This window comes from Anaerolinea thermophila (genome assembly GCF_020723905.1).
Taxonomy (GTDB): Bacteria; Chloroflexota; Anaerolineae; order Anaerolineales; family Anaerolineaceae; genus Anaerolinea; species Anaerolinea thermophila_A.
In genome coordinates this window covers 88,388-100,633 of sequence record NZ_DYHZ01000002.1, presented here as the reverse complement: position 1 = coordinate 100,633, position 12,246 = coordinate 88,388, and the positions used below count along the sequence as shown (strand labels likewise).

Below are 12,246 nucleotides of genomic sequence, written 5' to 3'. Positions count from 1 at the left end.
AATTAATCTACCCATCGCGGGATGGTGAAACGGCACCCGAACACTTTCACTCCGACAGCGTGGTGATGGGGCAACTGATTCAGCGTTTCGCTCAGGAAGGCATCACCCTGGAAGAACTGGAGCCAATTGCCCGCGTCTTACAGGAAATCACCCGGCTGGAGACTGAAATTTACCGTCAGACCATGGCTTCTGCCGACCCCCAGGAAGGCAAGCCGCCTGCCGACGACCCACAGCGCAAACAGGTTCTGGTCGAACTGGCAAGTCTGTTCATCGCTCTGGCGCATTTACATTCCCTGCATCACGCCATGAACGGCAAAGAGACCGGCAACGGCTAGCCCCGGGTCAATTTTCTGGCTCTGGCGCGGACCGGGCAATTTGCTTTTCCCGTTCCAGCAAACGGCGCTTGCGCGATACCCCCCAGCGGTACCCCGCCAGCGAGCCATCCCCGCGCACCACCCGGTGACAGGGAGTGACCAGCGAGACCGGATTGGTAGCGCATGCCCGCGCCACCGCGCGAACCGCTCTGGGATTGCCCAGCGCTTCTGCTACCTGCGCATAGGTACGCGTCTCACCCGACGGGATACGGCGCAGTTCCTCCCACACCCGCAACTGAAACGCCGTAGCGCGCACATCCAGCGGCAGGTGACTCACATCCGGCAATTCACCCCGCAGGTAAGCCAGTACCTCGCTCACCCAGGCGCGCATTTCCTCCCCCGCGGGACGAATCTGCGCCTGCGGGTATTCCTGCCGGAGCGCCTCCAGCATGACATCATCCTCATCGCCCATGCTCAGAAAACAGATCCCCCGGGACGTGCCTGCCACCAGCAGGCGTCCCAGCGGACTGTCTACCAGCGTGTAGGTTATGTCCATTCCCTTACCTCCCATGCGGTAGTGATGCGGTGTGGTCCCCAGCGTGACCGCTCCGCCAGCGTACATGCGCGCCGGAGAGCCATAGCCGGCGGCATACACCGCCGCCGTGACCGAGTCACCCGCCCGCAATTCCTGACGCAGCGCCTGACGACGCAGGGCTTCGCCGTACTGTCGGGGAGTGACCCCCAGCGCAGATTTAAACCCGCGCGTCAGATGAGAAGGACTGATGCCCACCGCGCGGCTCAAGTCGCTCAATGGAAGCGGTCGTCCGGCTTCTTCCAGCAGACGGCACACTTCCAGCACCCACATCTGCGGGGGCGGCAGGGGGTCATCCGGCGCACAGCGTTTACAGGGGCGGAATCCGGCGGCGCGGGCTTCGGCTGGCGTGGCAAAGAAGCGCACCTGATCGCGATGCGGACGACGCGAAGGGCAGGACGGACGGCAGTACACGCCGGTAGAACGCACTGCAAAAACAAACGTGCCGTCCCGGGCGGCGTCCCGCGCCATCACCGCCTGCCAGAGCGTTTCTTCATCATGCGTTTCAATCGCCATACCCACATGATACTCGTTCTGAAGCCAACTGGCTACCCGTTTTTTGCGGTCAAAGTTCGGTATAATGAAATCGAACGCCGGACAGGCTGAACCTTTCATCCACAGGAATGGCATCCCGTTCTCTCCATGCACAGCGTTCTGCGAATGCAGGGTATGCCTGATGAGCCATATCAGACCGATCCGGTCATCCTGTCCTGCAAGCACCATCCTCTGGAGGAAAACCCATGCCCCTGGAAATCGTTATTGGCACACAGTGGGGAGATGAAGGCAAGGGACGGGTAGTGGACCTGCTCTCCGCCCGCGCCGACATCGTTGCCCGTTACAACGGCGGCGACAACGCCGGTCATACCGTCACGGTGGGCGAAAAAGTCTTCAAACTGCATCTCATCCCCTCCGGCATCATCCATCCCACCACCATCGGAGTGATTGGCAACGGGGTGGTGGTGTACCCGCCCACGCTGTTCAGCGAAATCAACATGCTTCAGGAAAACGGCGTGAACGCCTCGCCCGAACGCCTGCGCCTTTCGCATGCCGCCCACCTGATCACGCCGGCGCACCGCGCCCTTGACCACGCCCAGGAAGCCGCCCGCGGCGCAGGACAGATTGGCACCACCGGGCGCGGCATCGGTCCCGCCTACACCGACAAAGCCGCCCGCCGCGGCATCCGCCTGGAAGAAATGCTCAACCCCAATGCCTTCCACAAACGCATCCTGGCGCACGTAGAAGAGACCAATCAGTGGCTGGTAGGCGTGTATCAGGCAGAACCGCTCGATCCGCAGGCTATTGCCGACGAATACGCCGGTTACGCCGAAAAAATGAGCCCCTACATTACCGACACCTCCCTGTTCCTCTGGCAGGCGCTTCAGAACGGTCAAACCGTACTGGCAGAAGGAGCCCAGGGCACCCTGCTGGACCTGGATCACGGCACTTACCCCTTCGTGACCAGTTCCACCCCCACCGCCGCCGGCGCGCTGGTGGGACTGGGACTGGGTCCTGGCACTGCCACCCGCGTGATTGGTGTGACCAAAGCCTTCCAGACGCGCGTAGGTGCGGGTCCCTTCCCCACCGAGGTGAGCGGCGAGATGGCAACCCGCCTGCGCGGCACCGGTGCCAACCCCTGGGACGAGTACGGCACCACCACCGGACGTCCGCGCCGGGTAGGCTGGCTGGATGGCGTACTGTTACGCTACGCCGTGCGCATCAACAACATCACCGATCTGGTGGTAACCAAACTGGACGTGCTGACCGGCTTGCCCGTCATTTTGCTGTGCACCGGCTACCGCATCAACGGGACCACTTACACCGACCTGCCGCTGGGTCCCGCCGATCTCTCGCCTTTTGAACCCGTCTATGAGGAACTTCCCGGTTGGACGAGCGATGTGCGGAGTGCGCGCTCGTGGAACGACCTGCCCATGGAAGCCCAGCGCTACCTCTCGCGGATTTCTGAACTGTGCGGTGTTCCGGTATGTCAGGTTTCCGTTGGTCCAGAGCGAGAGCAGGTGGTGGATCTGTGAGACTGTGGAAAGTGTGGGCGACGGGCATTGTTCTGCTCGGTCTGGCGGCATGTGCCATCCAGCCAGTGGAGAGCGCCCCGCGGGTCACTAACACCCCAACGGCAACGCTGACCCCCACCCTCACGCCGGTGTGGTTTCCCCCCACCGAAACCCCCACCCCCATTCCCACCGCCACGCCGGTGCCAACACTGGATATGCGTCCGGGGGTTGGCGAAGTCGTGGCAGGGGATGATTTCACCGGCAACAACTGGAAGACCGGTGAAAGTGAAGCCGGACGCATCACCCTGAGCCACGGCAAACTGACCCTGGCGGTGACTGCCGAAAGAGGCATTTTAACCAGTCTGCGCAACGGCACCCTTCCCGGCGAAGGGTATCTGGAGATCACCCTTCAGGCAAGTCTGTGCCGTCCGGAAGATGTGTACGGCGTGCTGGTACGCGCCGCCTCTCCCCGGGATGGCTACCGTCTCCTGTTCAACTGCGGCGGTTTCCTGCGCGCCGAGCGCCTGAAGGATGGCAAGATTGCCCTTCTGCAGGACTGGACGCCGGTGGCTGGACTGCCTTCGGGGTTACTGCCTGCCCGCCTGGGGGTGTGGATGGCAGGGCAGGAACTGCGCCTGTTCGTCAACGACGTGTATCAATTCAGCGTGCGTGACCCGGTGTGGACGGAAGGGAGCATCGGGGTGTATGCCCGCGCCGCCGGGTCCTCCCCGCTCACGGTAACGTTTACAGCGCTGGAAGTGCGCGCCCTGGACGCCTCGCGCATCCCCACCGCCACGCCAATCCCCAGCCCAACCCCGTAACAGGGAAAGGCTTCTTAAGAAACAGAGAGTTTCATCAGCATGGAAAGTTGTTTAAACAGGGTATGATTCCTGCCAGAGAAAGGAGTATTCTATGAACACATCCACATCCAAGCCCGCATGGCTCGAAAATGCCGTTTTTTACGAAATTTACCCCCAGTCCTTCTTCGACAGCAACGGCGATGGCATTGGCGATTTACCCGGTATCATTGCCAAACTGGATTACGTCAAATCGCTGGGTTGTAATGCCATCTGGCTCAACCCCTGCTTCGTCTCGCCCTTTTACGACGCCGGGTATGATGTCGCCGATTACTACAAAATCGCCCCGCGCTATGGCACCAATGAAGACGCCCGCCGTCTGTTCGAAGAAGCCCACAGGCGCGGTATGCGCGTCTTACTCGACCTGGTGGTTGGACACACTTCCATCGAACATCCCTGGTTCAAGGAATCTTGCAAAGCCGAGCGCAACGAGTACACCGACTGGTACATCTGGAATGACGACCCCTGGCGCTGGGATGAGCCGGGTTTCCATGTGGTGCATGGCTACGCCGACCGCCACGGTAACCCGCTGACCAACTTCTTCTACTCCCAGCCCGCGCTCAACTTCGGCTTTGCCCATCCCGATCCGCGCAAGCCCTGGCAGCAGCCCGTGACCGCCCCCGGACCTCAGCGAGTGCGCCAGGAAGTCAAGAATATCATGCGCTTCTGGCTGGAAATGGGCGCCGATGGCTTCCGCGTGGATATGGCTGGCTCGCTGGTCAAGAACGACCCCGGTCAGGTGGAGACGGCGCGCTTCTGGCGCTGGATTCACGACTGGCTGAGCGCCGAATTCCCCGAAGCCGCCATGGTCTCCGAGTGGAGCAACCCCGAAGTAGCCATTGGACTGGGCGGCTACCACATGGACTTCCTTCTGCACTTTGCCTCGCGCGGCTATACCTCGCTGATGCGCAAGCAGTACGCCAAAGGCCGTCCCGGCGGAGACCCCTACGGATTTGCCTTCTTCGATAAGTCCGGTCATGGCAACATCATGGAATTTCTGGATGAGTACCTGTACCACTACAACAAAATTGCCGGAAAGGGATACATTGCCATCCCCACCGGCAACCATGACATCAACCCGCGCATTGCCATCAACCGCGACTGGGACGATCTGGAAGTCATTTACCTGTTCCTGATGACCATGCCCGGAACGCCGTACATTTACTACGGCGATGAAATCGGCATGCAGACGCTGAATCTGCCCTCCAAAGAGGGCGGGTACGAGCGCACCGGATCGCGCACACCCATGCAGTGGAGCGACGAAGCCAATGCCGGCTTCTCCACCGCGCCGCGTGAGCATCTCTACCTGCCGGTGGATGAGCGCCCCGGACGTCCCACCGTTGCCGCGCAGGAAAACGATCCCAACTCTCTGCTCAACCGCGTGCGCCGCTTGATCGCCCTGCGCCAGAGTCACCCCGCCCTGCAAGCCAGCGGCGCCTTCGAGGTGGTATATGCCGAAGCGGGCAAACTGCCCTTTGTCTATCAGCGCAAACAGGGCGATGAGACCGTGCTGGTGGCAATCAACCCGGCGGCGTACTCCGTCGAGGTGAATCTGGACGGCAAACGCTTCAGCCAGGTGGTGAAAGAACTGTACGGCGCGAAGAACGCTCTGACCCGCGAAGGAGACGGCTGGATACTGCACCTCCCGCCCGTCAGCGGCATTGCCTATCAAATCGCGTAAGGCTTAAGAGATTAACAATCAAACCCTCTTCCTGAATGGGAAGAGGGTGATTTTTTATTTTGGGCACACCCTGAAGCCCTTTCACTTCATACAAGGGGAAGCGCGCCGACTTCTCCCCGCTCAACCTCAGGGCAACCAGTCACGGGTATACCAGCGCAGGTAGGCGGGAACATGCGCCTGCCAGTAGGCTTCATCATGCAAGCCCTCGTTGAAATACCACTCGTGCGGCACGCTCAGGCGGGTAAACATCTCCTCCACCGAGATGGCTTCCGCGCGGTAGCGATCAGCGCGCCCGGTATCCAGATACACACGCGGGAAAACCGTTTCCGGATGGGAGAGGATGATCTGACGGAGATGGGTTTCCTGCCCGTAATACGGAGCAAGGCTGTGCGCCCCCACCGCCGAGAACAGGTCGGGATGCTCAAAAGCCAGATCCAGCGCCCATGCCGCCCCGCGGGATAACCCGCCAACGGCACGGCAGGCGCGTTCGCGACACAGTCCGTAGTGCGATTCAACGAAAGGAAGCAGTTCCTCCACCAGCGCCCTGCCGTAGGGGCTTTCACGCTGAGCAATGCCGGTATTCCACTCTTCCGGCAGAAGGATGACGAAGGGGCGCATCTGCCCGGCGGCGATCAGGGCGTCGGCGGCGGCGCCCATGCCCAGCCGTTCCCACTGATCGGCGCGGTAACTCTGCCCGTGGAGCAGAATCAGCACCGGGTAGGCGGTGTCGGAACGGGCATCAAAGCACGGCGGCAGATAGATGCGGTAGTACAGGGGACGATCCATCAGGCGTGAGTCCATTTCGCCATCTTCAAAATGCCCCTGCCGTTCCGGGCATGGCGTGGGGGTGGAAACAGGCATGGATGTGGGGGAAGCCTGAAGGGTCGGCGAGGGTGACGGGGATATCCCCGTCGCCCCCAGAAGGGTCAGGGATGGCGCGGGAGAAACCACGGCGGGGCTCGCCGCAGGCGGAACGCTCCCGCCGCAAGCGGCAAGCAGGAACACAAGAATCACACCCCAGCAGGCAATGCGCATGGGGCAGAGTATATCACAGCCTTTTCCCGGGGGAGAACTTATCCGTTCAAACCCAGACTGCGCAGGAACATGCCTACCAGATACGCCACCGCGGCGGCAAGCCCGCCTACCACCAGCATCTCCAGCCCACTGCGCAGGGGGGGACGTTCGGTCACCAGCACTTTGGCGGCGCCCAAACCGAACAACGCCAGCGCAGAAACGCCCACCGAAATCCAGAAGGCGCTCTGTCCGCTCAGGGTGAAGGGCAACAGCCAGTCCAGCAGGAAGACCATCATGGGGAGCAAACCGGCAATCACAAACGCTCCGAAGGTGACCAGCGCGCTGGTGAGCGGTTTCGTATCGGCGGGGAGCAGATTGAGTTCCTCAAGCATCATGGCATCCACCCAGCGGGTTTTGTCGCGGGTCTTGATCTCCACCATCTGGTTGGCGTCCTCTTCGGGGTATCCCTGCGCCAGATACAACTGGCGCAGTTCTTCCTTCTCTGCCTCGGGGAAATACTCCACCTCCCACGATTCACGCTGGCGTTCGCGCTCGTACAGTTCCATTTCGCTCTTTTCGGAAAGGTAAGCGCCAACTGCCATGGAAAAACCATCCGCAAAGACATTTGCCAGTCCCAGGATGATGATGATCTCGGGTTTGAGTCCGGCGCCTGCCACGCCGCTCACCACCGCAAAGGTGGTGATGATGCCGTCCAGCCCGCCGTACACCATGCTGCCCAGGTACTCCGACCCCGCCGAAGCATGGCGTTCGCGGTGCTGCATGGCACGGCGGATGGTTTCCAGGTCATGTGCCTGTGCCGAAAGTTCAGGTTTGCCGCTCAAAAAACCCTTGCGGGCGTCTTCTAATCGTTTGGAAAAACTCATCGTGTCAGCCTCCTTGATAGCCCCATTTTAACACAGGGAAGACTGGCGTGACTCAGAATCAACCTTTTTGGTATTTCCTCTTTTTCTGCCCATGCTATACTGATTCTCATGGAACCACGCAGTCTCACCCATATTCGTCACCTGATCTCGACCGTCGGCGCGCGAGCCAGTTGCTCTCCGGCGGTGCGTCATGCGGCGCTGGAGTGCGCCCGTCTCCTGGAAGCCTGCGGCGCGGTCAAAACACGCCTGCAATCGTTCCGGGGAGTGCCGGAAACGTACCTGCCCTTCCTGTGGGCATTTGGAGCCGCCGCGCTGGGGTCTCTGCTTGCTCTCCTGGGCGCATCATCGGGATTTTTCGCTGTGGGAGCCGTTCTCAATGCGCTGGGGGTGTGGGCAATGCTGGCAGAAAGCGAATTCCGTCCTCACTGGGCAACACCGCTGCTGCCGCGGCGGGAAACGGTTAACCTGATTGCCCGCTTCGATCCGCTGGAAAGACCCCGCCGGTCGGTGGTATTGTGCGCCCATCTGGATACTCATCGTACGCCGGTGTTCTATTCCACCGGCGCGTGGTTGAAGGCATTCGGCGCGCTGGTCACAGGATGCTTCCTCAGCATGGCGCTGGGGACACTGGCGCTGGGGCTGGCGGCTTTCGCCGGCTGGGAATGGATGCGCGGACTGGCTTTGCCCCTTTTCCTGGTACAGTCCTTTGCCGCGGGGATGATGGTGCACGCCCTGCGTACCCCGCATACGCCCGGCGCTAACGACAACGCTTCGGGCATCGGGGTAATTCTGAGCATGGCAGAACGGCTGATGAACCAGCCTCTCCGTCAAACCTGCGTGTGGGTGCTGTTGACCGACTGCGAGGAAACCGGCGCCTGGGGAATGCGGGCATTTCTCAACCGGCATGCGGAAGAGGTAGACAAAAATGCCCTGTACGTCATCCTCGATCAGGTAGGCGCGGGCGAACTGCGCATCCTTACCCGCGATGGGCTGATCTTCAAACACCCCACCCATCCGGAGGCGCTGAAATGGGCGCGGAAAGCGCTCCGCGCTCAACCACTGGCATGTCAGGAGATAGTCGGGACGGCGTATACCGATGCCCTGCCCGCCACCCTGCAGGGACGTATTGCTCTGACAGTTTGCGCCATCCCACCATCAGGGGAGACTACTTCGGCGCGCTGGCATCAGATGAGTGATGTGCCTGAAGCGCTTGAACCGCAAGCGCTCAGCGACGCTGAAACCTTTACCTGGGCAATTCTTCAGGAACTGGACCGCCCGGAATAAACCCCTTCAAGAAACGGAAACCAGAACAGGGGAGAGGAATGCACCTCTCCCCTGTGTGTTTAAAGGCTCCGGGTGGAATCCATCCGGGTACAGAAAATACTGAGCCTTTTTGTTAACAACCACTTGACAAGCGCGAGATTCACTGTATACTGTAATAGAACTAATGTTCTAAATCAGTAAATATAAAGAAAGAAACACTCATGAACTCCATGCGTCCCATGCCCCCGCTTCAACCTCTGCGTCCATTTCCCAGTTTGAGGGAAACCGGACAGCGTGTTGCTCAGCGTGTGGGAGATTCCCTGCAATCACGCGCCCAAACTGCTTCCGGAACCCGGCAGCGTCCCGCCACACCGAGACGACTTCCACCCAACACCACCCTTTTGGGAGTGGGCGAGGACGGCTTACCCGTGCTGTTAGACCTGAACGATCCTACTCCCGGTGCAGTATTGATTCTCAGCGATCACCGCGCCTCCCGGCGAGACATTCTGCGCAGTATTCTGGAGAGCGGCATTGCCTGCAATCCACCTCACCGCCTGCAATACCTGATTCTGTCTTCACAACCCGAACGCTGGTGGTCCTGGCGCAGTGATCAAAACGCTGATCGCCACTGCCTTGCCATTGAACCCCTGGAGAGCGAACCCTGCACCCGCTGGCTGAAATCCATGTCAGAACTGGTGGAACAGCGCCGCATGGGGGTTCGCGGTGGTCCTGCTGTGCTCATCCTGATTGACGATCTCGAATCGGTGATGGCGCTGGGATACGATGGTCTCGTGCAACTGGACTGGCTCATCAAACAGGGTGCAGAAGCAGGCGTCTGGGTAGTGGCAACTGCCCCCGCCGCTCGTATTCCCAACCTTGCCCGGTGGGTGCGTCTGTTCAAGACGCGCATTCTGGGCTGGTCCAGCGAGGGAAACACCTATTCCGCCCTGCCGCTGGTGGAGGAAAACCTTCCTGTTCTTGATCACCGTGAGCAGTTCTGCGTGCGCCTGCCGGAAGGCTGGCTGAAATTTGAACTGGCAGGCAAACCCCTGCCTGATGTGGAAAAAATGGAGGAATGAAAGATGATGCGAACCGGTATGCTCTGGTATGATGGCGATACCCACGCCGATTTACAGACCAAAGTACAGCGCGCAGCGGCGTATTACCAGAAGAAATACGGCATCATGCCCACCCTGTGCTTTGTGCACCCTTCCATGGTAGCGGAAGAACACCCCAAAGCCGGTACGATTGAACTGCGCACCAGCAAACAGGTCCTGCCCAATCATCTCTGGCTGGGCGTGGCAGAGGGCAGTTCCAGTTAACCCTTCCAGCGATCACCGGCAGTCGGTTTGTTTCACGGCTTGTCGGTGAACTGAACCGTTTGCAGAATGGATTGAAAAACTGCCTTCCCCTCTTTCTGCCAGCGTCCCTGTTCTCCCTGTCCTAACGCCAGACCCATACCAAAGAAGAAACCGCCACCCTTGCGCGGCACAATGACGGCTTGACCCTCAAAAGGCGCGCCAAAATACGTACCGCTCAGATTGTAGCCATCTCCTTTAATTCCACCAACAGTGACCGCGTACACGGCGCTTTTCTCATACACCCCGTTACCGCGCAGCATGGCTTCGCTGACGATGGAATCCACAATTTGTTCAAAAGGCTGATCCCCTACATCAGCAGGTTCTCCATAGAGATGCAGGATTAACGATCCCTGCGAATCGGAGAGGTCCACTTTTCCCTCCACCACCCGCGCGGCATAATCCGGCGGCACCTGGAAGGAAAAGCCCCCTGCGGTGACCTCCCGCGTCTCTCCCAGCGTGGGAACGGCAGGGGACGGGGGTTCTGCGGTAGAGGTACAGGCGCTGAGCGCCACGAGGAGAACAAGGAACAACAGGGTGATTTTACGCATCTTCTTTCCTCATTGAACCGTTCAGGGCGGGAATTCCCCACCGCCCTGAACCCATCTCATAGATGGGATTCGGCTCACTTCACCACAATATCAATGAAAATGACATCGCCAAAGGGCTGTCCGTCGGGGTTATAGGCTTGCCACGCAGAGCGGTATGTACCGGCCTCGGAAGGCGCCTGAAACACCACCTGAATGATGGCTCTGGTGCCGCTCCGTGCCGGGAAGAGGGCTTGCTCTTCAGATGCCTGCATGGCGGGACCGGCAATCAAACGCAGGCGGTAGCGCTCGTCCCAGTTGCAGTTGCCGCTGTTCTGTACCTCCCAGCGCTTATCCAGCGTGGAGTTAGGTTCCACTTCTGTGCCGTCAGGGATGGTCACATCCGAGAGGAAGGTCAGATTATCCAGACAGACCGGGGTGGAAAGCGGCAGAACCAGTTCTTCCGGGTTGGCGGGTGGCGTGGGCGAGGCAGGCAGAGGCGGCGCAGGACGAAATGGCGCCAGCGTTGGTGTGGGAGTCCCCCGTGCAGGCAGTCCTCCACACCCCGACAGAATCAACAGGATGAGCGCAAGGCTCATCCTGATTGCCCACGGTCTAGAGTTCTTCGGCATCCTCATCCCCACCGGCAAGCGGCAGAGGCAGTTCGCCGCTCATGGCACGCTGACGCACTGCCAGTTCAATTTCCTGAAGCAGGTCAGGATTCTGGCGCAGGAACTCTTTGGCGTTTTCGCGTCCCTGTCCAAGGCGAACATCGCCGTAGGAGAAGAACGCCCCACGCTTGGTGACAATTTCCAGGCTGGTCGCCAGATCGAGCACATCACCCACTTTGGAAATGCCCTCGTTGTACATGATGTCAAACTCGGCTGTGCGGAAGGGCGGTGCCACCTTGTTCTTGACCACGCGCACGCGCACACGGTTGCCGATAATCTCCGCGCCCAGTTTGATGGACTGAATGCGGCGAATGTCCAGACGCACCGAGGCGTAGAATTTAAGTGCCATGCCGCCGGTGGTGGTTTCGGGATTACCGAACATCACCCCGATTTTCTGGCGCAACTGGTTGGTAAAGATCACCGTGGTCTTGGTCTGGTTGATGGCGCCCGAGAGTTTGCGCAGGGCTTGCGACATCAAACGCGCCTGCATGCCCATGCTGGCGTCGCCCATATCGCCTTCGATTTCCGCGCGCGGCACCAGCGCCGCCACCGAGTCAATCACCACCACGTCCACCGCGCCGGAGCGCACCAGCGTCTCGGCAATTTCCAGCGCCTGCTCGCCGGTATCGGGCTGGGAGATGAGCAGATTTTCGACATCTACCCCACAGCGGGCGGCGTAAGCCGGGTCCAGGGCATGCTCCATGTCAATGTAAGCGGCAACTCCACCCATGCGTTGAGCCTCGGCAACAATGTGCTGACAGATGGTGGTCTTTCCGGACGATTCGGGACCGTAAATTTCGGTAATGCGACCGCGCGGAACGCCGCCAACCCCAAGGGCAATATCCAGCGAGAGGGAACCGGTAGGAATGGCTTCCACCGCCATGTGCTGGGCTTCGCCCATGCGCATGATGGCGCCCTCGCCATAGCGTTTGGTGATATCCCCCAGGGCTTTATCCAGCACCGCACGGCGGGCTTCATCCAGCGGGTCTGGACGCGAGGGGATCGGGACCGGGGGTTGCGATTTACGTGCCATATAGGTGTACTCCTGTGAACGAACTCTTTTTCTGATTATACAT

The 12,246-nt window shown here is 60.1% G+C and carries 13 protein-coding genes; 7 read left to right on the top strand and 6 right to left on the bottom strand.

Features of this window, described 5'->3' with window-relative positions:
- Positions 1-65 precede the first annotated feature (65 nt).
- Complete coding sequence (locus LHF31_RS03140; RefSeq protein ID WP_303773526.1) at positions 66-335, top strand: hypothetical protein; 270 nt, start codon at positions 66-68, stop codon at positions 333-335.
- Between the two features lie 7 nt (positions 336-342).
- Here LHF31_RS03140 and ada read toward each other — a convergent pair whose 3' ends face one another.
- Positions 343-1,536 carry a bifunctional DNA-binding transcriptional regulator/O6-methylguanine-DNA methyltransferase Ada gene (gene ada, locus LHF31_RS03135; RefSeq protein ID WP_303773524.1) on the bottom strand — a complete coding sequence of 398 codons (1,194 nt, stop codon included), beginning with the start codon at positions 1,534-1,536 and terminating at the stop codon, positions 343-345.
- Between the two features lie 110 nt (positions 1,537-1,646).
- Between ada and LHF31_RS03130 the strand changes: the two genes are divergently transcribed.
- The 3 genes from LHF31_RS03130 to LHF31_RS03120 all read left to right on the top strand — a co-directional run bounded on the left by LHF31_RS03130 (position 1,647) and on the right by LHF31_RS03120 (position 5,453).
- On the top strand, positions 1,647-2,936 hold the full coding sequence (locus LHF31_RS03130; protein WP_303773522.1) for an adenylosuccinate synthase: 1,290 nt from the start codon (positions 1,647-1,649) through the stop codon (positions 2,934-2,936).
- A complete protein-coding gene (locus LHF31_RS03125; RefSeq protein WP_303773520.1) occupies positions 2,933-3,736 on the top strand; it encodes a hypothetical protein in 804 nt (267 codons plus the stop codon). Before LHF31_RS03130 ends, LHF31_RS03125 begins: the two co-directional genes overlap by 4 nt.
- A gap of 91 nt (positions 3,737-3,827) precedes the next feature.
- Entirely contained in the window at positions 3,828-5,453 is a 1,626-nt protein-coding gene (locus LHF31_RS03120) for an alpha-amylase family glycosyl hydrolase (RefSeq protein WP_303773519.1), read from the top strand.
- 126 nt (positions 5,454-5,579) lie between these two features.
- On the opposite strand, the gene LHF31_RS03115 is transcribed toward LHF31_RS03120, so the two are convergent.
- Positions 5,580-6,488: an esterase family protein gene (locus LHF31_RS03115; RefSeq protein WP_303773517.1), complete on the bottom strand. Its 909-nt coding sequence runs from the start codon at positions 6,486-6,488 to the stop codon at positions 5,580-5,582.
- A 38-nt stretch (positions 6,489-6,526) separates the two neighbouring features.
- Positions 6,527-7,351, bottom strand: a complete 825-nt coding sequence (locus LHF31_RS03110) for a VIT1/CCC1 transporter family protein (RefSeq protein WP_298005440.1) — start codon at positions 7,349-7,351, stop codon at positions 6,527-6,529.
- Positions 7,352-7,459: 108 nt separating this feature from the next.
- Here LHF31_RS03110 and LHF31_RS03105 point away from each other — a divergent pair, with 108 nt between their 5' ends.
- The 3 genes from LHF31_RS03105 (at position 7,460) to LHF31_RS03095 (ending at position 9,936) form a co-directional block, all read left to right on the top strand.
- Positions 7,460-8,635, top strand: coding sequence for a M28 family metallopeptidase (locus LHF31_RS03105; protein WP_298005437.1), 1,176 nt, complete (start codon positions 7,460-7,462; stop codon positions 8,633-8,635).
- Between the two features lie 200 nt (positions 8,636-8,835).
- Positions 8,836-9,693, top strand: a complete 858-nt coding sequence (locus LHF31_RS03100; RefSeq protein ID WP_298005434.1) for a hypothetical protein — start codon at positions 8,836-8,838, stop codon at positions 9,691-9,693.
- Positions 9,694-9,696: 3 nt separating this feature from the next.
- Positions 9,697-9,936: a hypothetical protein gene (locus LHF31_RS03095; RefSeq protein WP_298005431.1), complete on the top strand. Its 240-nt coding sequence runs from the start codon at positions 9,697-9,699 to the stop codon at positions 9,934-9,936.
- 32 nt (positions 9,937-9,968) lie between these two features.
- Here LHF31_RS03095 and LHF31_RS03090 read toward each other — a convergent pair whose 3' ends face one another.
- The 3 genes from LHF31_RS03090 to recA all read right to left on the bottom strand — a co-directional run bounded on the left by LHF31_RS03090 (position 9,969) and on the right by recA (position 12,203).
- Positions 9,969-10,523: a hypothetical protein gene (locus tag LHF31_RS03090; protein ID WP_303773514.1), complete on the bottom strand. Its 555-nt coding sequence runs from the start codon at positions 10,521-10,523 to the stop codon at positions 9,969-9,971.
- A 74-nt stretch (positions 10,524-10,597) separates the two neighbouring features.
- Complete coding sequence (locus tag LHF31_RS03085) at positions 10,598-11,131, bottom strand: NBR1-Ig-like domain-containing protein (protein WP_298004432.1); 534 nt, start codon at positions 11,129-11,131, stop codon at positions 10,598-10,600.
- Complete coding sequence (recA, locus tag LHF31_RS03080) at positions 11,115-12,203, bottom strand: recombinase RecA (RefSeq protein ID WP_298004434.1); 1,089 nt, start codon at positions 12,201-12,203, stop codon at positions 11,115-11,117. Before recA ends, LHF31_RS03085 begins: the two co-directional genes overlap by 17 nt.
- Positions 12,204-12,246: the final 43 nt, after the last annotated feature.

What these genes read in the sequence shown, in the direction of transcription:
- LHF31_RS03140 (WP_303773526.1), top strand. Translation starts at nt 66, where the DNA reads ATGGGGCAACTGATTCAGCGTTTCGCTCAGGAAGGCATCACCCTGGAA.
- ada (WP_303773524.1), bottom strand. Translation starts at nt 1,536, where the DNA reads ATGCCATTCCTGTGGATGAAAGGTTCAGCCTGTCCGGCGTTCGATTTC.
- LHF31_RS03130 (WP_303773522.1), top strand. Translation starts at nt 1,647, where the DNA reads ATGCCCCTGGAAATCGTTATTGGCACACAGTGGGGAGATGAAGGCAAG.
- LHF31_RS03120 (WP_303773519.1), top strand. Translation starts at nt 3,828, where the DNA reads ATGAACACATCCACATCCAAGCCCGCATGGCTCGAAAATGCCGTTTTT.
- LHF31_RS03115 (WP_303773517.1), bottom strand. Translation starts at nt 6,488, where the DNA reads ATGCGCATTGCCTGCTGGGGTGTGATTCTTGTGTTCCTGCTTGCCGCT.
- LHF31_RS03110 (WP_298005440.1), bottom strand. Translation starts at nt 7,351, where the DNA reads ATGAGTTTTTCCAAACGATTAGAAGACGCCCGCAAGGGTTTTTTGAGC.
- LHF31_RS03105 (WP_298005437.1), top strand. Translation starts at nt 7,460, where the DNA reads ATGGAACCACGCAGTCTCACCCATATTCGTCACCTGATCTCGACCGTC.
- LHF31_RS03100 (WP_298005434.1), top strand. Translation starts at nt 8,836, where the DNA reads ATGAACTCCATGCGTCCCATGCCCCCGCTTCAACCTCTGCGTCCATTT.
- LHF31_RS03095 (WP_298005431.1), top strand. Translation starts at nt 9,697, where the DNA reads ATGATGCGAACCGGTATGCTCTGGTATGATGGCGATACCCACGCCGAT.
- LHF31_RS03090 (WP_303773514.1), bottom strand. Translation starts at nt 10,523, where the DNA reads ATGCGTAAAATCACCCTGTTGTTCCTTGTTCTCCTCGTGGCGCTCAGC.
- LHF31_RS03085 (WP_298004432.1), bottom strand. Translation starts at nt 11,131, where the DNA reads ATGCCGAAGAACTCTAGACCGTGGGCAATCAGGATGAGCCTTGCGCTC.
- recA (WP_298004434.1), bottom strand. Translation starts at nt 12,203, where the DNA reads ATGGCACGTAAATCGCAACCCCCGGTCCCGATCCCCTCGCGTCCAGAC.